The organism is Candidatus Thiodiazotropha sp. AKAK3 (genome assembly GCF_058244645.1).
Genome location: NZ_JBSYOQ010000077.1, coordinates 179,903 through 201,090 on the forward strand (window position 1 = coordinate 179,903; position 21,188 = coordinate 201,090).

Consider the following 21,188-nt stretch of genomic DNA (forward strand, 5'->3'; position numbering starts at 1 on the left):
ATGAATTTTCAGAATGACTTAATCTTCCAGGGTCTCTGGAAAGACCTTGAATACCCGCGCGCCCACTGCAACCATTGCCAGGGCAACCGCGATTCCGGCAACGCCCAAGGCCGCCTCAGGTAGAGTAGGCACATAGCTCATTACCTGACCATCGAAGAAACCACTCTCCACAACTTCTTTGCCAGGAAAGAGATTCATAGGATAGGCCTGTCCACCGATCACAATGACATAGATCTGAAAAAATCCACCAATCAGTACAGCAATCGACGCTGCAGCAATCGCCCAGCGAGATTTTTCAAATGCAGGAGAGTAGATCAGGAAAAGCGGTATGATACTGCCAATAAAGATCTGTCCAATCCAAAACATCTGGGTATAAACACCGCCATCCAGAAGGATGAAGCGTTCAATACCATGATGCTGAGTAATATAGAGATTGGTCAGGTTATAGGCCAGTGTGAAGTAGAGTACCGCACCTACAAATACACCCAACAGGTTTTTCAGTTTAGCGAGACGAAAATCGCCAAGCTCACGATCACCCCAGACATATGCGGCGATCAAAGTGATGATAAAGAATGCCAAACCATAACTGAACGACATGATGACGAACATTGGCGCCATAATCGCAGCATCGTAGGCCTCGCGAGCAACCAGAAAACCGAAAATCGATCCGGTACCAGTAGTCAGTGCGATACGCCAGAAGAAAGCTGCGAAACCAACAGTTCGTTTATATTTACTTACTGTGCGATCCATCATGGTCCACAAATAGACACCAACAATCGCAAAAAATCCGGAGTATAGAATTACGTTCCAGGCGAAAATCGATTTAAAGTTGTACTCAGTCATCGCCACAATCAGACGATCGGGACGACCCAGATCAAGTACCAAAACCATTAAACCGCCAGCCAGTAATCCGATTGCCAGCAGAGCAGAGTAGCGGCCCAGCGGCTTATACAGCGGCCCACCAAATACAGATCCTATCGAAGCTACATTAAGTGCACCGGAAGCGGCTACTATCAGGAAGATAGCGAACACATGAGGCAGTCCCCAAACTATTTGGTTGGACATGCCGGTCACCCAGTGGCCGTTATGCTCCATGTAGAAGGCAGCGCCAAGGCCAATGGCGATTATAGTGCCCAACAAAGCCAGGCCCGACCAGAAACGCACTGGTGTGCCGCAGTAGAGTTCGCGGTAATACATCTTACTCATTTGAATCCTAGCTCCCCTCAGATCACAGGTTGAGATAGCGCACGCCGGTATTCAACTCGAGGTCGGCCCGGATCTGTACTGAGTTAGTGGATTTGAGCTTCTTACTGATCTCACTGTCCGGATCTTTTAAATCACCGAAAATGATGGCAGCGTGGCCCTCTTTATCACAAGCTTCCTGACAGGCTGTCTGCATCACACCACTATCGACGCGATGAACACAGAGTGTGCAGGATTCAACACATCCTTTGCCTCGAGGTGCATTGACTGATTGGTCAGACAGAGCCTCATGAACGAAGGATCGTGCTTTGTAAGGACAGGCCATCATGCAGTAACGACAACCAATACAACGATGGCGATCTACCAGAACGATACCATCCACGCGCTTGAATGAAGCATTGGTCGGACAGACATCGACACAGGGTGGATGTTCGCAGTGCTGGCACATCATGACCATACGGCTTTCATTACCGGTCAGCTTGTCTTTCAATTTTACCGGACGAATCCAGACAGCGTCTGTATCAGGTCGGTCATGCCCTTCCAGGCCATGCTCATCGTTACAGGCATCGACACAGGCAGAGCAACCGTCAGCACACTTGTTGCTGTCGATCAGCATTCCCCAACGGTGTTCTGCTTTGGCCCCAGCAGATCTCTCATCACTGACGGATGCTGCATGAAGAATCACACCAGGCGCGATTGTCATCGCACCAGTTGCTGCTATGGCACCACCGATCATTTTACGGCGATCCAAATTCGGCTGGTCACACTTATTACTCATAATCAGTCTCTCTGAGTCCCAGCTGGCAGTTTAATATCAAGACCAGCATGCGGATCTGATTCACCTGTGTGATGTCCTAGTTTTGCACCCTTGGCTTTATCATCAGGGGTAGTTCTATGGCACTGAAAACAGGCTGGGGACACCGCAACATAACCATGACACACTTGACAGAATTCACCCTCATCGGTAACAGGAACTGATTCTCCCTGTGCATTCTTTGAAGCATGACAATCTATACATTCGGATAGACTGTATTCGAGACCCCGTACACCATCTCTAACGGTATCGTCTCTGCCATGCTTGAGGAAATCCATGTGATTTCTGCGTATCAAATCCGTTGGCGCCACACAGCTTTTAAGTGAAGCAGCTTTCGAATTTTCGGCTATTAACCCACTCTCTGCAAAGGCATGCATGGCAGGTGCAAAAAGCACCGCCAGCAAAACCAAGAGAGCGCTGTTGCTGATGAGAGAACTACGCATCTCAGCTCCTATTCACCTAGCCCCATTTGGATATAACCAGTTGGGCAGACATCAGTACATACATGACAGCCGATACATTTATTGTAATCAGTATCGACATAGCGGCCAGTTGTAGTTTCGTTACGCTTGACGCGGAATACAGCATCCTGCGGGCAGAAGACAACACAGTTGTCACACTCGAAGCACATACCACAACTCATGCATCGTTTTGCCTCATCCTGAGCCTGTTCCTGATTCAGGCCACTCATACGCTCCTTGAAGTGATGCAAAACTTCCTCAGAGGAAGGAACATCTTCAGAACGCAACAGTCTAGGCGTAAAAGCGAAGTGCCCAAGGAAAAGATCATTCGCAGGTACAACTTCCTGACGTGAACGATCCTCGTAGTTGTGCACTGCAAATTTTGCAGAATTGGTGCCACGCATATCGTCTTCTTTCTTGTCAAAAGACTCTGGCGACATATTGGCTTCTTTCAGCTTATCCAACAGGTCGAAGTGGTGTACATCGACTTTCGGACGTTTTGCCATAGTCTTCTTGGTCAGATAGGCATCGATGCTTTCACAAGCGATTGAAGCCTGACCGATAGCGGTGGTCAGCAGATGAGGACGAATAATATCGCCCGCTACAAAGTGACCCTCTTTACCTGGAACCTGGTAGAACTTGTCCGCATCGATCAGGTTACGGTCATTGGCCAAATCTTCCAGCCCATCCATATCTGCACTCTGGCCGATAGCGGAGACGATCAGGTCGGCTTCCAGCACACGCTCGGTTCCCTCGGTGGGGATTGGAGTCATGCCGTCCATGGTGCAGTCACATACTTTAAGTCCAGTGGCGCGACCATCATCACCAAGAATCACTTCCAGAGGCATTACACCATCCAGAATCTCGCAGCCTTCGTGCAGCGCGTCATGAATCTCATGTTGAGCCGCAAACATCTTGTCTTTGGTAAACAGTGAGGTCAGGGTCGCAGCTGCGGGCTCAGCACCTTCAGCAAGCGCATCATCCTGACTCATGGTGACATCCAGAACGATATCTTCAGGATTGCCTGCCGCAGTGTTGGTACCGAGACGACGGGCGACTGAGATGACATCGATAGAGGTATCACCACCACCGATACAGACCACACTCTTGGCAGTAACTTTCATACGGCCTTCATTGAAAGCCTTCAGGAAAGCAACACCGGAAACGCAGTTTGCTGTACCTGCCCAACCATCTATTGGCAGATCACGGCCATTCTGACATCCAAGTGCCCAGAGAATCGCATCATGCTCTTTCTCAATCTCAGCAACAGGCACGTCAGAACCAATTTTTACGCCGGTTCTGGCTTCAACACCCATATCGAGAATTCGTTGAATCTCAGCCTGCAGCTTATCGCGAGGTATACGATAGTTGGGGATACCATAACGCATCATGCCGCCAAGTTCGGGATCCTTTTCGAATACCGTAACAGCGTGACCCAATTTGCGAAGCTGGAAGGCTGCCGCCATACCTGCAGGACCACCACCGATTACTGCAACCTTCTTACCGGTATCAGCACCAGGGGTGAATTTGAAGCCTTTCTCAATTGCAGTGTCACCGATGTACTGCTCAACCGAGTTGATGCCGACAAAATCTTCAACCTCATTTCGGTTACAGCCATCCTGACATGGCGCCGGGCATACCCGACCCATCATTGATGGGAATGGGTTGGCCTCTGCAGCACGTTCGAAAGCGTACTGCTCCCAATCCATACCTTCAGAAGGCTTCTCCTGCTCACGCACAATAGCCAGCCAGCCACGGATATCATGACCGGAGGGACAACCTCCCTGACAGGGTGGTGTGCGATTGATATAGGTAGGGCACTTATAGGAGGTATCTTCACGGAAGATCTTCTCACCCCAATCATCCCACTCGTTTTCGCCATCTTCATAACGGCGCCAAGTAATCTGGTTTTTCATCTCTTCACTAGGAGTTGACATATTCAGTCTCCTTATAGAACTTATCTTGGTCGTGCCCTACACAATGCAGGGATCTATGTTGCGCTAGTATTTGTATATTTGTGGTCTATTCGTCATCATCATCTTCGCCATAGCCTGGGGCTTCCTCAGGTGGCGTTTTTCTGTTCATAACAATGGCATTACTTACCAATTGGTGAACACTGACGATCTGAAACATGTCCATCCCGTAATAAGGAAACACCTTGGTGAACTGGCTTTTACAGATTGCACAGATTGCAGCCAAGTGAGTTACCCCCTTCTCTTCCATGATATTCTTGAAGGCTGTCATACGAGGTTTGGCCCCTTTGACTCGCACTTCCATCAGATCATCGGTCAACAGGCCACCACCACCACCGCAGCAGAAAGTGCGTTCATGGATGGTATCCCACTCCATGTCGTGATAGTTGTTTACCACTGCCTTGATAACCTTACGGGGAATCTCGAACTGTCCACCAGGCTTGTCGCCCATACGTGAAGCTCGAGCCACGTTGCATGAATCATGAAAGGTAATCGACATTTCGTCATTTTCAGACTTGTCGAATTCCAAAGTACCCTGTTCTATCTCGTTAAGAGTAAACTCACAGATGTGCTGTGGTACTGGATAGTCAGGATCAAGAAAATCGAATGGTCCAGCCAGTGTATTCAGAAAACTGTATGCAATGCGCCAAGCATGGCCACACTCTCCGAATACAATGCGTTTGACACCTAATTCCAGCGCTGCCTCGCGTATTCTCAGGGATACCCGACGCATATTCTCGTAGCTGCCGATGAACATCCCGAAGTTACCAGCCTCCGAGGCTTTGGTACTCAGAGTCCAGCTTACGCCAGCTTCATGGAAGACTTTGCCGTAGCCAATAAGGCCATCCACGTGAGGTTCAGCAAAAAAGTCTGCTGATGGTGTAACCAGCAGGATATCAGCGCCTTTAACATCAAGTGGGTACTTAACCGCCACATCCGTCTCTTCCCAGACATCTTCCTCAAGACCTTCGAGGGTGTCTTCGATGGCGGGTCCTGGCAAGCCAAGGTTATTACCGATCTTATGTACTTTAGCAATAATTTCGTTACAGTATTTCTGACCCACACCAATGGAATCGAGTATCTCTCGAGCCGCCATGGATATCTCTGCGGTATCTATGCCGTAGGGACAGAAAACAGAACAGCGTCGACATTGCGAACACTGGTGAAAGTAGCTGTACCAGTCATCAATAACTTCATCAGTTAAATCTGCTGCGCCAACTAATTTCGGAAAATACTTTCCAGCAAAGGTGAAGTAGCGACGATAGACTTTACGCAGCAGATCCTGACGACCTACTGGCATATTCTTCGGATCCTGGGTACCAATAAAATAGTGGCACTTGTCGGTACAAGAACCACACTTCACACAGGCATCCATGAATACCTGGAATGAGCGATAGCGACTCAGCAGGTCACCCATCTTATCGATGGCGACCTCTTTCCAGTTCTCTAGCTTTTCACCAGGAAATCCCAAGGGTTCCTGATGGTCAGGCTTGGCCACAAAGCATGTTATATGCTTCATGGTATCCTCTACCAGCTCAGGAACCTCGATAAATTCACTCAGTTCCGGTGTTTCAAACTTAGCACCAGCCATTTGTAACCCTCATCGGCCAAGCGACAACTTAAGACTCTTCAAACTTTTTCGCCCATTCAACCAGGTGACGTCGCTCGCGCGGATTATCAACTTGATTTCGTGTTGGGCTGAAAAAGATACCAGGGATGTGTAACAACTTGCTGAACGGCAGCAAAATCATCAACACAGCAACCAGTGAGAGATGTATCAATAGGATAGGATCCATCGGGAGGTCGCCCCCACTCAAGGTCCAGAAGCCTGTAAAAAACTGTTTAACCGCGACCACATCTGTGTGCACTACAAATGTCATCGTAGCACCACTCATACCAATAACAATCAGTATTAGCAGCCAGAGATAATCAGAAGGTGATGAAATGTAGCGAACACGATCCACAAAAATTCTACGAATCAAGAGTCCAGCCAATCCAGCAACCATCGCAAATGCAGCATACTTCCCAAACGGCTGTATCAGCTCTATAGGAAGCCATACCGGTTCAATAAAGTAGCGCAGATGCCTGAGTAAAACGAGGAACAATCCGAAGTGGAACAACCAGGAAAAAACCCAGGTCCACTTTGTGCTCTTGAACAGACTCTCAAAGAGTACAACTTCACGAAACAGTCGAAAAACAACTCCGGTCTGGGTCACAGGTGCCGGCGTTGTAGGAATCTTTAATGGTGCAGGTGTCTTGGCATACTGGACGATTTTTCTCGCCAGACCAATTACCAGAACGATGGTCGCTACGATAAACAGCAACGCGTAGACAGATGACATGTTCCTGCGTTCCTCAAAAGTTGATCAGATCACTGGTGGGTGGATAAAATATCCACCCACCACGTGCACTTGGTTTCTTAGATACAGCCAGTCGGTTTAGGCAGACCAGCGAAACGGCAAGCCTGCTTACCAGGACCATAAGGAAACAGAGAGTAGAGGTACTTGGAGTTACCCTTTTCCTTACCCAGTTTTTTACCTACAGCTTTGGTCAGAACGCGAACGGCCGGAGCAATCTGATACTCTTCATAGTACTCACGCAGGAAGTTGATGATTTCCCAGTGTTCACTAGTCAGTTCGAGGTCATCTTCTTTTGCCATAACTTCGGCAACAGCAGGCTCCCACTCACCTAAGTTGGTCAGGTAACCTTCTTCATCAGTCTCGAAGGACTTACCATTTGCTTCGATAGCCATATTTTCTCTCCAAATAACGTTACAGAGTTGTTCAGTAAACTAATCAGACCCAAGCTTGCACTTTGTCGTTCTCTGCAGCCAGAGCAACAAACTTGGGATAGTCCACGATTTCGATACCATCAATGACCTTATCTTCTGAGACGCCGCGCGCCTTAAGGTCTGGGCCAAGCACATAAAAACTGACACCGCTTTTAGCAGAAACTTTGTCAGCTATAGATGAACCCTTGATAGCACCATAGATAGCGTCTTCATACAGCAGGACGGAACTGCCATCTTTGGCATACGTCAAACAACTGTCCATGGAAGACTTCTCAAAAGGTGATTTATTGACTGTGTGTAGTGTGCTCATACTCTTTACTCCTACTTAGAAGCTGAACAAGATATCTTGTTCATCCATGATGTCCGCAAGTTCAGCACGGCTCACCACTTTGATTGAGTCCTTTTCAGCCCAATCATCGTCTTCATCTTCATAGGTGAGAGGCATCAAATCATCCAGAGTCAAACCACGCTCCTCCAGTGACTCTTTCTCAACGTAAAGTTTAGTTACGTCGTAGTCACCCAGAGCCTGATAGGTTGGGGAGAAATTCTTCATCTCAACATCAGAAGTATCCTGCCCTTTTACCAGTTGAAACACACCGTCATCGAGGAAGGCCAAATGGACATCCTGATCAAATGCAGCCCCAATCAACACAACTTCCAGTGACTCCCAGGCATAGATAGTGCCATAGGGTGCACGGCGGTTGATGTACATGAATTTTTTTATCTGTTCAGACATCTTCAACCTCTACAGTTAGTCACCGAAAACTACCAGTCGATCTGACTGGACGCCCGCTTCGATCAATTGACCGAGACCGGAAATACGAAAGTTGTCAGCAATATTCTGCGCATCTTTTCCATTGCGCTGCATTTCGCCTTCATCAACGATCCCACGACGTTGGGCTGCTGCAACACAGACCACCATGTCGAGATCGTATTTTTTCGCTAACTCGCTCCAGCGGTTGACGATGTTACGATCGTCCTGGGGCGGAGTAGTGAGATTTGTACCGTTGTTCACGCCATCGTGATAGAAGAAGACACGCATTATTTCGTGCCCTGATTCCAACACTGCCTTTGTAAACTGGTACGCAGAGTCCGTTGCTTGATGCTGGTACGGACCTTCATTTACCTGAATCGCAAATTTCATCAGAATGACCTTCCTGTTACTTATTCAATGCCAACCGTTATTAGAAACGGATATGTGCAGAAGCATTGAGGTTTTCACGACCACCACGCCAGTTATCAATGTGATACTTGGTGAATGGAAGACCAGTCTTTTCGAAGAACTTAGGCCAGCCAATGCGATCAGCCCACTCTCCAATACGCTCCCAATCTTTGGCGTCTGCCTTATAAGCACTAAGGATCTGTTTAACGACCTCAGAAACTTCAGGCCAGCGAGGAGGATTATTAGGTACACCTGCAGCAACCAGCTTATGGAAAGTTGGTTTGGAACGCGCGTTGGAGTTCTTACCACCTACCCAGATTGCAAACTTGGAGTGCTCAGGATCGTTGATCTGCATTGGAGGACAAGGCGGAAAGCAAGCACCGCAACAGATACACTTCTTCTCGTCCACTTCAAGTGAAGGCTTACCATTTACCATGGCAGGACGGATAGCAGCTACCGGGCATCGCGCTACAACTGAAGGACGCTCACAGACGTTTGCAACCTGAGTGTGATCGATCTTAGGTGGCTTGGTATGCTGTATATTGATCGCGATATCACCCTGGCCACCGCAGTTGATCTGGCAGCAGGAGGTGGTGATACGTACACGGTTAGGCATCTCTTCTTTAGTGAACTCATCATAGAGATCATCCATCAGCGCCTTTACAGCACCAGATGCATCAGTACCTGGGATATCGCAGTGCAACCAACCCTGGGTATGAGAGATCATGGAGACAGAGGGTCCAGTACCACCGATAGGAAAGCCTTCAGCATTCAGCTTTTCGATCAAAGGCTCTACTTTAGCGGCATCACTGACCATAAATTCGATGTTGGAACGAATAGTGAAGCGAACATATCCTTCAGCAAATTCGTCAGCAATATCCATCAGCTTGCGGATCGTGTAGAGATCCATCTGACGCTGAGTACCGGCACGCACTGTCCAGATGCCATCGCCACTCTTGGCAACGTGATGAAGAACACCAGGACGCAGGCGTTCATGCCAAGCCCACTGGCCATAGTTCTTCTTCAGGACGGGGTGCAAGTAGGGCTCCATCTCTGGAACACCACTCTCGATCGGCATACGAGGTTCCGACATACCTACCTCCAAAAAAATAGGGTAATTGATTCGTTTTTAGGGGCATCCGGGCGAACCCGGTGCCCCCCATGCAACCTGCTGTCAGTCAGCAGTAAACAGAATTATTGCGCAGCTTTACGCTCAGCCCATTTGGCCGCTTCTTCATCCCAAGCGTCCATACGGACATAAGGATTCATACGCGGACGCTCGATCATATTAGGATCGATCTCCAGGCCTACGCCTTCAAGGAAGTTGACCAGACCGATACGTTCGATCATCTCACCTGTACGCTCATGTTCGAGTGCGTTTTCAGCAAAGAAATCGAGAATCTCAGTGGCCAGCTCGCCCAGTTCTTCGAAGTCATCATCAGACTCAAGCTTCATGAAAGGTACGATTACGGTGCCCATCAGATCGCCGATCTTCAGAGTACGCTTACCACCGCACAGCAGGGATACGCCTTTATCGTCACCAGGAGAGAGCGCTTTGGTCATTACATTAATACAGTGCATGCAACGTACGCAGGAAGGGTTGTCCACACCCAGGGTATCATCATCATTCAAAGACAATGCCTGAGTTGGGCAACGGGTGATAACGTTATCGATGACGTACTTGCGGCCTTTTTCGCCAACGAATTTCTTAACTTCGTCCTGATCGACTTTCATATCGTCGCGCCAGGTACCAATGGTAGCCAGGTCAGCGCGCTGAACAGAGTTCATGCAGTCGTTCGGACATCCGGAGACCTTATATTTAAACTTATAAGGCAGTGCAGGACGGTGCATATCGTCAAGGGCGTTGTTGACCAGCATGCGCATGGTACGGCCCTCATCGAAGCAGGAGTTTTCACAGCGTGCAGCGCCCACACAGGACATACCTGTACGTACAGCAGGACCAGCACCACCAAGATCAAAACCCATCTCGTTGATCTCGTCAAACGCAGGTTGTACGTTGTCGGTAGAGCAACCCTGGAACATGATATCGCCTGACTGACCATGGAACGCAATCAGACCAGAGCCATACTTTTCCCAGATATCACAGAATTTGCGAATGGTATTAGTATCGTAATGCATGCCTGGAGGAGGCATAACACGAAGGGTGTGGAACTCTGCACAAGCAGGAAACACAGCTTCGCCATCATCATTTTTCAGCTCGGTAAAACGGGGAATGATACCACCGCCGTAGCCGATAACGCCCACGGTGCCACCTTTCCAGTAGCCTTTGCGGGTTTCGTAGGAAGTCTCTAGCTGACCCATCAGGTCAACCATCATGTCATTCTCTTTGGCGAGGCGCTTGAGGCCGGTGACAAATGAGGGCCAAGGGCCGCTCTCCAGCTGATCAAGCATGGGGGTATCATGCATCTGTTTTGCCATCAATGTTTCTCCCAATGGTCGTTTGTCCAGGTCGTCAGCATTTAGCTCATCCTAATTATTCTTGGCTGATAACCAAGCAGTAGAGTTTTGCCAACTGACCTGCAATCTTAACCTCACAGGCAGGGCCTGCTACTACTGGGACGCAATTTTAGGGATTCCTAATGCAGACCTATATCCTTCCAATGGGGGGTAAAGGGATAGAATCGACTATCCCAAAAGGGATAGATAAAACCAGATCTGTTTAGGTCATATATATGCAATCTATCTATATTTATTGTAAACACAGCAAGTTATAAACTATTACCAATATAAGATCGTGATTTTATATCCCCCTTTTTCTACAGGGATAGCTTTATCCCTGGTTATTGCAAAAAGGGACTTGAACCCACATCTAGCTTAATGTTCAATAGTAATAACTGACCATTTTACTAAGTAATTAAACGGACACAAAATAGATGCTGTACCTGAGCGAATTGATGATGCAACATCCAGAAGTCGATAGTTTCGAGCAACTTCTGGATACCGTGAAAGCGCGTTCAAAGTCGGAAGTATTTTTTCGAATCGATGTAAAGCCGCCCTTCGCAGATACGCCCGAGAATTGGGAGGATCGCCTTGAAGCGGCCTTCACTTGACCACACCAAAACCTTAACTGAGTATTGATCTGTGAAGTATTTAGAATCAGAAACTTTTGTCGGTGATAACGACAGTGCCGAGGATGCAGTCAAATCGAGTCAATTGCTTGAACTACGCCTGGCTGAAAAACGTGATGAACTCGCAGCACTCGATGCTGACGCGTCATTGAAAAAACGCCTGACGCTAGAAATTGAGAGCTGCTATATCCTGCTCGACCTGGACCGTAGTGACGAAGCCTGGCAGATTGCCAAAAAGGTTTTCGACGAAGCGCTAGCGGATGAACTCTGGCTTACAGCGGTTGAGTCCTGCGACATTATTTACCAGGCCGAGAAGGATGACGCAATAAAAGCGCTTGCCCATGGCATCTGGTTGGGAGTTACATTTCCAGTCGACCCAGAGCTGAGTGTCGCCATGCTGCAGCATCTTATAGATGAGACACCTGATAAATCAGACGGAGGGGCCGTGGCTGCTGCCACGGCCTGTTATTTGATCGATTTACGTGCCGAAGGCCAGCAGCAGGAAGATCTGAGGTTTTTCACCAATCAGCTTATGGGCCAGGTAGCCAGGCGCCACAGTCAGGTGGAAGAGCAGGAGATATTCGATTTCTGGGTTGAACGCATGGAGCTTGATGATCCCGCTAAATTCCTGCCTCGCCTGGCAACGGTGCTGGATGTGATTGTCGATAATGACTGGTGGTACGACAGGGATGAGTTACGCGCTAAAATCCCCGCAGATGATTAAATTGGAGCTGTAGATGTTCTGGCAGGAAGAGGTAGATGAAGATCGTTTCGTTGTCCCTGACAATGTCTTGGATCTGATCTTTAAAATTAAGTGCCCCACACTTCCAATAGATCATGCATGGGCGCTTTCCCAGGCGATTCATCAAGCCCTCCCCTGGTTTGCTGATGAATCCAATGCAGGTCTGCATCTGATCTATGGTGCAGATTCAGGTAATGGCTGGGAGCGTCCCTCTGGCAGTGGTGACCTGCTCTACCTCTCCCGACGCACCCCCCTTATCCTGCGCCTGCCTAAAGCGCGTATTGGTGATGCTGAGAAGCTTTCGGATCAAATTCTGGATATCGATGGCTCTAAACTGGAAATCAGCGGAAGCCATACCCGGTTGCTCAGCATAACAACCACACTCTATTGCCGCCATCTGGTCGTCGAAGAGGATCAGTCTGAGGACGATTTCATGGAACAGTCTGTCAGCCAGCTGAAAGCACTCAATCTCAGATTCAAAAAGGTACTCTGTGGTAAAGGGGATGCCTTTCAGACCCCTGAAGGAGCAATACTCACGAAGAGCCTGATGGTCGCCGGACTCCCCCTGGATGATGCGATTACTCTACAGGAAGAGGGTATGGGTTCATTACGCAATCGAGGCTTTGGCTTGTTTATTCCACACAAGACTGTTTAAGATTACAGGATGCGCACTCACTGTTTCTCAGTGATCTTTTGCCGGACTCAATGTCGAAGCACGCGCCCTGACCATTAGGCCAGAACCGATAAACACTGAATAATAGTTATAGAGGCCGAGTGCCTCGTGTTTTAGTAGGAGAGATCAATGTCATATGAAGTAAATGGTAATACAGTTGAAGCCGATGCGAACGGTTATCTGGTCAACCAGACTGACTGGAGTGAGGACGTCGCCAAGGTCATCGCGGAATCGGAAGGTGTCACCCTTTCAGAAAAAGCATGGGAAATCATCAATTTTCTGCGTGATGAGTATTTGAATAACGGCGGCAATCAGCCCAACGAACGTAACATGGTCAAGCACTTTAAAGGTGTCTGGACAGACGAAGGCAAGGTTGATGCAAAAGCGCTCTACATCCATTTCCCCATGGGCCCGGCCAAACAGGCCAGTAAAATTGCCGGCCTGCCAGAAACCAAGCGTAAAGGCGGTTACTAAGCCAAGTTGCACTTTGTACTGAATTTACACAAGGGTGCGGTTTCGCCGCACCCTGTTTCTGGAAATATTTCTACACATCACTCCACATGCGCAGTAAATTTGCGTAGGACTTATCGACCAGCCCTGTGGTAGCTTCCTGAGACCTGTTTAGCAGCAGATCCTCTCTTGCCTGGTCAAGCTCATAGAGCAGTTCTCTCCTGGCCGGATCCCGTACATAACTTTGTATCCAAGCCAAGGCGACCAACCGCTCCCCCTGAGTAACCTCAGCAACATGATGAAGACTGGAAGAGGGATAAATTACAGCGCTGCCCGCAGCTAATTTCACCCGTTTCTCACCAAAAGTGGTACGAATAACCAACTCACCACCTTCATAACTATCTGGCTCGCGTAAAAAAACAGTCATTGAGATATCACTGCGAAAGCGTTGACCACTGATCCCCATTAACGGGTCATCAACGTGATCACCATAGGTCATTCCCGACTGGTATCGAGCAAAAATCGGGTCGGCCATGCGATAAGGTAATACTGCCGAACGAAAACTTTGATTTTGCCCCATTGCGCTGGTGAGGATCCTTATCAACAGCTCCATCTGCTTTTGGGTGCCCTTCAACTCCTGATTGTTTTTTACTCTCTTTGCCGCCATTCCGGCGGTGAGCCTACCGTCGACAAATTCAGCCTCTGATAGAATTTGATCGATCTTTTGCAGTTGAGCCGACTCAAGCAATCTGTCGATTTCCAATAACATCTAAACCTCCTATATTAACTCTATAGCGGCTTGCATAGCGCTTTCATCCACAGGAAAGGTAAGCACACTATGTATTGCGTAGCGTGCCTGTACTTTTTCCAGACGCTGCAGATACTCTGTATCAATGAGTACAATAATCTTTGCTTCAATATCATAACGCTGCAAGGTCGCCAGCAGTGATTCAAGATTACTCACTCGATCCCTGAATTGAGGATCAGAATAGAACTCCGCAACCACCACCTTGGGGCGATGTCTCTTCAGCCATGCCTGAGCTTTTCGAACAGAGTTGACCATCTCTACACTATATTTCAAGCGTTGGTAAAGCGGGACGAAATTGGGATAGCCACCCAATTCAACAATAGCGAGTAATTCCTGATCTTCCATACGCTTGATTTTACCTTCGTGAGACACGATGATTAGCAAATGCCCTTAGACCTAAAAATCTGCAAGCAAATAGCTTTTTTTACTGACTTATAAGTTTACATCATGCAACTAAATCTTATTATCGATGAATGGTCAATGGACCTGGATATTCCCGATGGCTATATTGAAACCATGGGTGACTCATTTGAAAAAATGGACAGGGACATGGACAAAGGATGGCAAATCGGCCAGAAATGGACCAGAAATCCTAACGCAACCCAGCGCTGCCAACTGGTAGCCGGCAAGCTATTGACTGCACTCGAAACGAACAATGAGCAGCTGGCTATAATGATGGGAGGCTACATTATATCCCGCATGAACGGGGTTAAACGGATTATTATCGATAATACCGGCGAACCCGAAGAGACAACTTTTGATTAACTGGTAAAGTCTCCGGTCAACTCGAAACTTATACACCTAAATACTTTAGGTTCAGACGACATTACTCCTTAAACATGAGCGAATAGGGGCCAGGGTTCTTGCTATGAGCTAAGACGATTGCTTCATTTCGTTGAAATGTTACTTTCTTATGAATATTGAAAAACAAAGGAGGCACAAAAGAGACTGCATGAACAACTTTATCGTGATCTGTAAACACCATTAATGTCCAGCGTTCACCGTAATAGTCATCATCATCAAACATTTTTTGGCCAATATGCTGATTAATGAATCTACCCGATTCACCACCGTGAAAAACATGCACTTCATCCCAGTTAAAAGTTGTTACGTCTTCAAGCCGATAGGTCGCACCTTGAGGCCCTTTTTGGGAAAACAATGATAATTTGTCAAGAACTTCTGATGAAAATATATATGGTAATTCTTTTGATGTCATACTGTTGTCACATCCCGCTATCAGACCTACTGTCAGACCAAATATCAATATTCTGATTACTTTTGCTACTCTATGCATATTCAATTAGATCCTGTATCCACCCATTCCGGCGGTGTTAGAGTACCATTTGCCGGCCCATCATCTGCCTCTCCTGTTTGACCTACTGCGACTTGATCACTGTAAACAAGCTCACCATTACTATCAATCACCACAGCCTCCCCGTTGATAATCGCATTGTGGATCAACCCCGCTAATTCTTGTGGGGAGGCTTCTGGGTTCTCCACAGCAATGCGACGACCGAGTTCATTATTGAAGAGATCCATAGCCTCCCTATCTGCTTGATTTCCTGGCACCCCTTCATGGGCGGTTGCAAAAGACTCCGCAAACTCAACACCAAATTCTTTTGTCAGCATAGCACTATAGAATGAATGCCTCATGGCATCATTGTGGCCATCCTCGCGCCCAGGAACATAATTACCTTTTTCATCATGAGGAGGAAATTTCTGATCGGCGATCCGGTAAGCATTGAGTTCCTGGTCAGTACCTTGTGGGTTAACGATATCGTTGAATGTCTTTACTGCAAAAAAACCATCACGATTATACAGCTCCTGAATTAAACCTGTCTCTGTTCTAGTCCTATTTCGCAAGGTCGGAACTTCGATATTGGTAAACGGCACTCTCTCGACAGTAAATGGCCCGACTTTTACCTCTAGCTGCCATTCAGGCAACACCTCATCATCAGCAACTTGATACTGTTCGATAATATCACTCGTTGGCTTACGGCCATCTATCTGATCTGTAGCAGCAGGCACGTTTCCTTCTTCAACCTCAGTGCCAGGTACTGAGGTATCGGTTACTGAACCGGTAGAACTTGATGAGCTGTCACTGTTTGTTGGCGTTGAAGTTGAATCGGTTATCGATGTTGAACCCGATCCCGATAAACTGCCCGAACCGGCTGGAGGTGATGTAGAGCCACTTTCCGTTGAAGAACCTGATCCTGGTGTCGATGTTGAAGTGTTGGCTGGTAACTCCTGTGTTTCCACCTCGGCAACCTTAATCGGCCCTTTTTCAGTTCCTGGCAGGTAAACAGTGTCACCGGCAAAGATTAAATCGGGTGCTATCAGATGCTCGTTATTAAGTTCAACCATCTCTTCAAAGGAGACATTGTGCTGCTGGGCTAAATCCCAGAGGTTATCCCCATCTTTGACTGTCAGCTGATCATATCGTTGATATTCCAGGGTTGGATTGGTTCGGCCCGTCTCGTCCATCGCGCCACTACCGCTGTCGTGTGATCTTATATAACCGGCGTATACATAGCCTGAAACAGGTTGGTCGTTTACGTCGGTTCCCGCCACAGGTACCCATTGATTACCATCAAAAGCAGTTACGGCTTCCCCTGTCTGCCTGAGGAAAGTGCCATGCTGAAAAACGGATGTTCTTTTACCCATCGGTTCATTCCTCAGGGTAAGGCCAGCTTCAGGTTCGACTACCAGGGTTTTGCCATCGTCGACAGGTTGCTTCACTGGCGCAATCTGTTGAGGTGCAATTGTGTTGTGTTGAATAGTAGTGACGTCGTCAACACCTGCCTCTACGATAACGGTTGCTTCCAGTTCATTCCCTTCACCAAACTTGAACTTAAAGCCACCCTGAGTTGCAAACCCACTGCGCTCAATTTGCTGAAAGGTAGTTTTCAGTTCCACTCCTGCAGCGCTTGCGGCAGCAGTGACATCACCATTTGCCAGCATGCTCAAAGCTGGACCAGCCTGCTCCGGGTTATTGATTTCAAAATTGGCTACCGTTTTGTTGCTATCACCACGGGAAGCATCCAACACACCTTGAGTGCGCCATTCAGCAGAGGTTTCAACACTAATTCGATCAGGTGCACCAAAGCCATCGCCTGTCACAAGGTCATACTCTGGTACTACTCGACCACCAACCGGGCTTGTGGTGATATCTCCAGCGGGTAGATCGTAATGGGCACTCACCTCGATACGAGCAGAACCGATTTCCAATCGATTCTGAAGCATCACACCTGCGTCAAATTGGTTTGTTGGTATCGGATCAAAGGCAAGCTTTTCTTTTGCAGAGGCACGAACATCACCCGACACGTTATAGGTTAATTCTCCCGGTTTTCCATCCTCAGGTAACTCAACCCTTCGCGTGACTTCTATTCGTGGATCCAGACGCCCTTCACCTTGAACCTGAAAAGGCAGAAACAGCTGTGGCGCCTGTAACTCCAACGCTGCGCGTCCCCTGACACCCAGTGTAGTTTCATAAGCCGATATGTGGCCCTGTAAAAAAGCCATATCCTCTCCTGACAGACCCACGGCAGCAGTTGTAACCACACCGGGAGAACCGCTCTCCGTAAGCGGATTTGCAACAGGATTTGCACCAGCGCCGGAGAGTACACCTGCGGCGCCGGAAAGATCAGATGCAACGTCGGCAACTGCCAGGCGTTGCAGCAGCTTTGTGGCTTGAATAGCTTCATCACGATTAGCAAAGGTCATTTCCACCCTATCAGCAGTTTGCAGACCCTCCTCAAACTTTAATGGTACATAAGGTATAGATACTTTTTGGGTAAAAGCTGCAAGAGACTCTTTATCCAGACTCACTCTGTATTCAGCATCAGCCCCTTCACCCAACTGGGTTACTTCAATATCACCACCCAGCTGACCTTTTAAACCAATTTGTATGTTTCCTTTGACTTCAGCGGTCACCCGCATATAGAGCTTGTCGCCATCGCTGTTTAGCTTATCGAAAGCTTCGTCGACCTGAACTGTTTTGACACCATCAGTTGCGGCCGCCAAAGTATCATCAACAATCTTATCCGCTTTGTCTGTAACTGAAGATGAAACCCCTTCAAGACGCTGAGTGCCGTAACCTGTACCCTGACGTGTAGCATCACCACCATGCCTGCTGTTATCTCCGAGTGCGTGATCCAGCGCGGAAGGCAAAGATTTCAACCGTTCTTCAGTTGTCATCTCATCTGATTTTGAACTGTGAGATTCTGCAGCAGGTGAATTATCACTATTTGACTTATTACTACTTGTGCTTGAACTATTTTTGGAATTGGAAACACTATCGACCATGACAATACCACTCCAGAAAGAGATAGGTGATTTGATATGGTTGAAGGGTACAAGTGGTTACCTATTGCTGTAATACGAAATAACCCTAGCTTGCAGAATATTTCATCTAAGCTGAACAGCAATGACATTAATCTGTAATATTATTGTCATAATACCAGCGAACCGGAAGAGACAATTTTGATTCAGAGGTGTAGTTACAGATCTGAATATTGCTGATATCCAACAAGGTAACATTCAAATCTATCAGTACAGACGACACGGCACCGTAATATTTTTACCATATTAAAGTGCCGTTTTATGATGAGAATACGCTGATCAATATTGTGATAATCGATGAGTCACAAAATTTATATCGACTGACGAGTTCTGATTAAAAATATTTTCCAAACTTTTTAAATCTGGAACATTCACCATGCTTGCGATTGAAAGATTCAAGCTCTTGTTTGGTGTGAGTACGAAACTTATGTTTTTTATGACTCGTACAGATCGCTTCTTCCCAATTTTGAACAAATAACATAGCTTTAGCGTCCATAAAATGCAACATAGTCACTCCCTGAGATAGATTTTAAGTTATAACCTTAATCAACATCTGAATTTTTTAGGGACGACATTTCGCAGCAAAAACAGATCAAATCATGGCACAGATAAGTGATGATATGAAACGCAATTGTGAAGTGCAGAATAGCGTTAATTCTACAACAAGATGTCAATCCATGACTTGTTCAGAGGTTTCTTAATCAAATGAAACAGATAGGCAACTTCGATAAGTGACTGGTAAACTTTTCTCAAAAAATTCAGATCGCATTTATCAAAGAGATGACTACCGATTGTACAAGGAAGAGTATAGACCCTGATGACACTTAACTATTGATTTTATGTATTTTTTTAATAGCCACTGTTTATTAAAATAGTCAATAGTTTCCTATAATTTCTGGGAATGTTCGAAAACAGTTAGCGCTGCTTTATTACCACTTTCCCTTGCGATATCAATGGCAGTCAAATCCTGAGAGTTCTTTCTGCTTATATCTGCACCATGTTCTAACAGCTTTTCGATAATCACAGAATTATGGTTATATCGCGCGGCTATCATTAGTGCGTCTTCGTTATTATTAACCAACTGGCTGATATCTGCACCCAGTTCAATAAGCTTATCGATTACCTCTGGGGTTGAACTATACCCCGCCGCCCCGGTTAAAGGCGTACCCATAAAAATTCCGTCAGCTTCATTGATCTCAGCACCACGGGAAACAAGTGCCTCGATTATCTCTGGATCCCTTACGACCATAGCCGCCCACATCAACACACCGCCATTTCTATTACCTGGCTCTAACGCCTCATCAGGAACTTCATCAATAGACGCAATGGTCGCAGTCTCCCAGAAGCCTTGTGTGCTGTATTTTCTATGTGGATTTGAAACTTTGAGAAAGACCACAAAAAGTATAACGACAACTAAAGCGATCAATAATTTTGGATTTACAGAACTCAAACTACTTCCCTATATTCTACTTCAGACTTAAGTCACATCAGGAAAAACACTCATCCAAGCAGATTATCTTACAAAATGAGTCGATTCAAGGCGAGGATCGCACGTAAATGCCCAGCTATTGCGAAGATCCGCAACGCAGAAACAGCACATTCTATAAAGTATTTGCTTCAACCATTGACTTGATCGCTGCAGGAGCCTCCCAGGGTTGATTCTGATAACAATCCAACAGCCTGACTGCCAACTCAGGCCAGTGTTTCTTGCCGTCTTCCACAACCTGGCACAAAGGTTTCCAGTCATCATGAAGATGCCAGGCTTCATAGGCAGCAATCAGTTGAGGAAATATTGATTTCCGCATTCCAGTCAAACCACCCATATAGAAGTGTAGAGATGCTTCATCTTGTTGTGCTATTAGGTGGGGTAGAGTCACCTCACAATCCGCCCAATGATCTCTTACTGCTCTGGCCATGAGTTCAGCCGGTGAATGCCCTAGGTCGATAACCATCTCATTCCATTTTTCACCAAGTGCTTTACCGGCAAGATATTCACCCTGCTCATGCAGCAGAACAGCATCCAATTCTTTTTCAACCATATGATCCAGAGAGGTCTCCAGTTGCTGATCAAAGTCATAGTGGGAGAATGCGCGGCCCATTGCATTATCAGCTCGCTGCCAACGCCAATTTTCAAATTTTTCCCAAAGCAAGCGTCGAAAAGATTCCCGCCTGATATAGATCCGCCCGCCCTGATTCATTGCAGCGGGGGCGGTAAGATCTCTGGCCAGTTCACGTCCCGACACCCACACTGAAATCCCCTCTGGCTGTTCCAGCCGTTCAAGGTGCCCGAGAAAGAAAAGGGGTTTGTTTTTTGCACCATAGCCTGCGCTGTAGACCAGCCCCAATGGCTCAAGAGCATGGTTAATCGTCTCCACATCGAATGGATCGTAGTCCTCGCCATCAAGGGGCAGCGTTGCAAACTCGTCGTCAACCAGGGATTCCCAAAGTGCCTCACGAGCTGTCAGCCAATCACCAACGGATTCATTGGTCAATGATGCCTGGTAGTCGAGACCGTTTTCCCAACGGTAGTATTCACGCATCTTCAACAGATAGGTACAGAGTCCATAATCAGCCCCGTGACGGGCGTCTGAGATATGGCAATTCCGTTGAACCGCACAGCAGAGTTGTCTAAGCGTACCTTTCATTATTGGGTCTATTTTTTCGCCAGGTGAGCGTTGATC

23 protein-coding genes are annotated in these 21,188 nt (G+C 47.2%); 5 read left to right on the plus strand and 18 right to left on the minus strand.

Annotated elements, in window-relative coordinates:
* Positions 1-18: 18 nt before the first annotated feature.
* From nrfD to dsrA, 12 genes are all read right to left on the minus strand, one after another.
* Complete coding sequence (gene nrfD, locus AC4IE7_RS21080) at positions 19-1,206, minus strand: NrfD/PsrC family molybdoenzyme membrane anchor subunit (RefSeq protein WP_490778851.1); 1,188 nt, start codon at positions 1,204-1,206, stop codon at positions 19-21.
* Positions 1,207-1,228: 22 nt separating this feature from the next.
* Positions 1,229-1,981: a sulfate reduction electron transfer complex DsrMKJOP subunit DsrO gene (gene dsrO / locus AC4IE7_RS21085; protein ID WP_490778852.1), complete on the minus strand. Its 753-nt coding sequence runs from the start codon at positions 1,979-1,981 to the stop codon at positions 1,229-1,231.
* 2 nt (positions 1,982-1,983) lie between these two features.
* Complete coding sequence (locus tag AC4IE7_RS21090) at positions 1,984-2,460, minus strand: sulfur reduction protein DsrJ (RefSeq protein WP_490778853.1); 477 nt, start codon at positions 2,458-2,460, stop codon at positions 1,984-1,986.
* Between the two features lie 8 nt (positions 2,461-2,468).
* Positions 2,469-4,415: an NAD(P)-binding protein gene (locus AC4IE7_RS21095; protein WP_490778854.1), complete on the minus strand. Its 1,947-nt coding sequence runs from the start codon at positions 4,413-4,415 to the stop codon at positions 2,469-2,471.
* 85 nt (positions 4,416-4,500) lie between these two features.
* A complete protein-coding gene (dsrK, locus tag AC4IE7_RS21100) occupies positions 4,501-6,042 on the minus strand; it encodes a sulfate reduction electron transfer complex DsrMKJOP subunit DsrK (protein ID WP_490778855.1) in 1,542 nt (513 codons plus the stop codon).
* Between the two features lie 28 nt (positions 6,043-6,070).
* Positions 6,071-6,793 (minus strand): respiratory nitrate reductase subunit gamma, encoded by a 723-nt coding sequence (locus tag AC4IE7_RS21105; RefSeq protein WP_490778856.1) that lies wholly within the window; start codon positions 6,791-6,793, stop codon positions 6,071-6,073.
* A gap of 77 nt (positions 6,794-6,870) precedes the next feature.
* Positions 6,871-7,203, minus strand: coding sequence for a TusE/DsrC/DsvC family sulfur relay protein (locus tag AC4IE7_RS21110; protein WP_490778857.1), 333 nt, complete (start codon positions 7,201-7,203; stop codon positions 6,871-6,873).
* A gap of 43 nt (positions 7,204-7,246) precedes the next feature.
* Positions 7,247-7,552 (minus strand): sulfurtransferase complex subunit TusB, encoded by a 306-nt coding sequence (gene tusB, locus AC4IE7_RS21115; RefSeq protein WP_490778858.1) that lies wholly within the window; start codon positions 7,550-7,552, stop codon positions 7,247-7,249.
* Positions 7,553-7,567: 15 nt separating this feature from the next.
* Positions 7,568-7,978 carry a sulfurtransferase complex subunit TusC gene (gene tusC, locus AC4IE7_RS21120; protein WP_490778859.1) on the minus strand — a complete coding sequence of 137 codons (411 nt, stop codon included), beginning with the start codon at positions 7,976-7,978 and terminating at the stop codon, positions 7,568-7,570.
* Between the two features lie 15 nt (positions 7,979-7,993).
* Positions 7,994-8,386 carry a sulfurtransferase complex subunit TusD gene (gene tusD / locus AC4IE7_RS21125; RefSeq protein WP_490778860.1) on the minus strand — a complete coding sequence of 131 codons (393 nt, stop codon included), beginning with the start codon at positions 8,384-8,386 and terminating at the stop codon, positions 7,994-7,996.
* Between the two features lie 40 nt (positions 8,387-8,426).
* The gene (gene dsrB / locus AC4IE7_RS21130; protein WP_490778861.1) at positions 8,427-9,497 is read right to left on the minus strand and encodes a dissimilatory-type sulfite reductase subunit beta; all 1,071 of its coding nucleotides are present in this window, start codon (positions 9,495-9,497) and stop codon (positions 8,427-8,429) included.
* A 101-nt stretch (positions 9,498-9,598) separates the two neighbouring features.
* Positions 9,599-10,843 (minus strand): dissimilatory-type sulfite reductase subunit alpha, encoded by a 1,245-nt coding sequence (dsrA, locus tag AC4IE7_RS21135; RefSeq protein ID WP_490778862.1) that lies wholly within the window; start codon positions 10,841-10,843, stop codon positions 9,599-9,601.
* A gap of 455 nt (positions 10,844-11,298) precedes the next feature.
* On the opposite strand from dsrA, the gene AC4IE7_RS21140 reads away from it, so the two are divergent.
* The 4 genes from AC4IE7_RS21140 (at position 11,299) to AC4IE7_RS21155 (ending at position 13,382) form a co-directional block, all read left to right on the plus strand.
* Positions 11,299-11,475 carry a sulfur relay protein DsrC gene (locus AC4IE7_RS21140; RefSeq protein WP_490778863.1) on the plus strand — a complete coding sequence of 59 codons (177 nt, stop codon included), beginning with the start codon at positions 11,299-11,301 and terminating at the stop codon, positions 11,473-11,475.
* A gap of 31 nt (positions 11,476-11,506) precedes the next feature.
* On the plus strand, positions 11,507-12,217 hold the full coding sequence (locus tag AC4IE7_RS21145; protein ID WP_490778864.1) for a hypothetical protein: 711 nt from the start codon (positions 11,507-11,509) through the stop codon (positions 12,215-12,217).
* Positions 12,218-12,230: 13 nt separating this feature from the next.
* Positions 12,231-12,890 (plus strand): type I-MYXAN CRISPR-associated protein Cas6/Cmx6, encoded by a 660-nt coding sequence (gene cas6, locus AC4IE7_RS21150; RefSeq protein ID WP_490778865.1) that lies wholly within the window; start codon positions 12,231-12,233, stop codon positions 12,888-12,890.
* A 147-nt stretch (positions 12,891-13,037) separates the two neighbouring features.
* Positions 13,038-13,382 carry a TusE/DsrC/DsvC family sulfur relay protein gene (locus AC4IE7_RS21155; RefSeq protein ID WP_490778866.1) on the plus strand — a complete coding sequence of 115 codons (345 nt, stop codon included), beginning with the start codon at positions 13,038-13,040 and terminating at the stop codon, positions 13,380-13,382.
* Positions 13,383-13,452: 70 nt separating this feature from the next.
* On the opposite strand, the gene AC4IE7_RS21160 is transcribed toward AC4IE7_RS21155, so the two are convergent.
* Positions 13,453-14,127, minus strand: coding sequence for a Fe2+-dependent dioxygenase (locus tag AC4IE7_RS21160; RefSeq protein ID WP_490778867.1), 675 nt, complete (start codon positions 14,125-14,127; stop codon positions 13,453-13,455).
* 9 nt (positions 14,128-14,136) lie between these two features.
* Positions 14,137-14,538: a hypothetical protein gene (locus tag AC4IE7_RS21165; RefSeq protein WP_490778868.1), complete on the minus strand. Its 402-nt coding sequence runs from the start codon at positions 14,536-14,538 to the stop codon at positions 14,137-14,139.
* Between the two features lie 75 nt (positions 14,539-14,613).
* Between AC4IE7_RS21165 and AC4IE7_RS21170 the strand changes: the two genes are divergently transcribed.
* Entirely contained in the window at positions 14,614-14,931 is a 318-nt protein-coding gene (locus tag AC4IE7_RS21170) for a hypothetical protein (RefSeq protein ID WP_490778869.1), read from the plus strand.
* 61 nt (positions 14,932-14,992) lie between these two features.
* On the opposite strand, the gene AC4IE7_RS21175 is transcribed toward AC4IE7_RS21170, so the two are convergent.
* The 4 genes from AC4IE7_RS21175 to AC4IE7_RS21190 form a co-directional block, all read right to left on the minus strand.
* Positions 14,993-15,382 carry a hypothetical protein gene (locus tag AC4IE7_RS21175; protein ID WP_490778870.1) on the minus strand — a complete coding sequence of 130 codons (390 nt, stop codon included), beginning with the start codon at positions 15,380-15,382 and terminating at the stop codon, positions 14,993-14,995.
* Between the two features lie 80 nt (positions 15,383-15,462).
* Positions 15,463-18,363, minus strand: coding sequence for a LysM peptidoglycan-binding domain-containing protein (locus tag AC4IE7_RS21180; protein WP_490778871.1), 2,901 nt, complete (start codon positions 18,361-18,363; stop codon positions 15,463-15,465).
* A 1,030-nt stretch (positions 18,364-19,393) separates the two neighbouring features.
* Positions 19,394-19,957 (minus strand): ankyrin repeat domain-containing protein, encoded by a 564-nt coding sequence (locus tag AC4IE7_RS21185; protein WP_490778872.1) that lies wholly within the window; start codon positions 19,955-19,957, stop codon positions 19,394-19,396.
* A gap of 151 nt (positions 19,958-20,108) precedes the next feature.
* Positions 20,109-21,152 carry an Sfum_1244 family protein gene (locus AC4IE7_RS21190; RefSeq protein ID WP_490778873.1) on the minus strand — a complete coding sequence of 348 codons (1,044 nt, stop codon included), beginning with the start codon at positions 21,150-21,152 and terminating at the stop codon, positions 20,109-20,111.
* Positions 21,153-21,188: the final 36 nt, after the last annotated feature.

Bases quoted from the DNA above. Each gene is read 5' to 3' on its own strand.
- cas6 (WP_490778865.1), top strand. From the start codon at position 12,231: ATGTTCTGGCAGGAAGAGGTAGATGAAGATCGTTTCGTTGTCCCTGAC.
- AC4IE7_RS21090 (WP_490778853.1), bottom strand. From the start codon at position 2,460: ATGCGTAGTTCTCTCATCAGCAACAGCGCTCTCTTGGTTTTGCTGGCG.
- AC4IE7_RS21180 (WP_490778871.1), bottom strand. From the start codon at position 18,363: ATGACAACTGAAGAACGGTTGAAATCTTTGCCTTCCGCGCTGGATCAC.
- AC4IE7_RS21095 (WP_490778854.1), bottom strand. From the start codon at position 4,415: ATGTCAACTCCTAGTGAAGAGATGAAAAACCAGATTACTTGGCGCCGT.
- tusD (WP_490778860.1), bottom strand. From the start codon at position 8,386: ATGAAATTTGCGATTCAGGTAAATGAAGGTCCGTACCAGCATCAAGCA.
- tusB (WP_490778858.1), bottom strand. From the start codon at position 7,552: ATGAGCACACTACACACAGTCAATAAATCACCTTTTGAGAAGTCTTCC.
- tusC (WP_490778859.1), bottom strand. From the start codon at position 7,978: ATGTCTGAACAGATAAAAAAATTCATGTACATCAACCGCCGTGCACCC.
- AC4IE7_RS21140 (WP_490778863.1), top strand. From the start codon at position 11,299: ATGCTGTACCTGAGCGAATTGATGATGCAACATCCAGAAGTCGATAGT.
- dsrO (WP_490778852.1), bottom strand. From the start codon at position 1,981: ATGAGTAATAAGTGTGACCAGCCGAATTTGGATCGCCGTAAAATGATC.
- nrfD (WP_490778851.1), bottom strand. From the start codon at position 1,206: ATGAGTAAGATGTATTACCGCGAACTCTACTGCGGCACACCAGTGCGT.
- dsrA (WP_490778862.1), bottom strand. From the start codon at position 10,843: ATGGCAAAACAGATGCATGATACCCCCATGCTTGATCAGCTGGAGAGC.
- AC4IE7_RS21190 (WP_490778873.1), bottom strand. From the start codon at position 21,152: ATGAAAGGTACGCTTAGACAACTCTGCTGTGCGGTTCAACGGAATTGC.
- dsrK (WP_490778855.1), bottom strand. From the start codon at position 6,042: ATGGCTGGTGCTAAGTTTGAAACACCGGAACTGAGTGAATTTATCGAG.
- AC4IE7_RS21170 (WP_490778869.1), top strand. From the start codon at position 14,614: ATGCAACTAAATCTTATTATCGATGAATGGTCAATGGACCTGGATATT.
- AC4IE7_RS21160 (WP_490778867.1), bottom strand. From the start codon at position 14,127: ATGTTATTGGAAATCGACAGATTGCTTGAGTCGGCTCAACTGCAAAAG.
- dsrB (WP_490778861.1), bottom strand. From the start codon at position 9,497: ATGTCGGAACCTCGTATGCCGATCGAGAGTGGTGTTCCAGAGATGGAG.
- AC4IE7_RS21105 (WP_490778856.1), bottom strand. From the start codon at position 6,793: ATGTCATCTGTCTACGCGTTGCTGTTTATCGTAGCGACCATCGTTCTG.
- AC4IE7_RS21175 (WP_490778870.1), bottom strand. From the start codon at position 15,382: ATGACATCAAAAGAATTACCATATATATTTTCATCAGAAGTTCTTGAC.
- AC4IE7_RS21110 (WP_490778857.1), bottom strand. From the start codon at position 7,203: ATGGCTATCGAAGCAAATGGTAAGTCCTTCGAGACTGATGAAGAAGGT.
- AC4IE7_RS21155 (WP_490778866.1), top strand. From the start codon at position 13,038: ATGTCATATGAAGTAAATGGTAATACAGTTGAAGCCGATGCGAACGGT.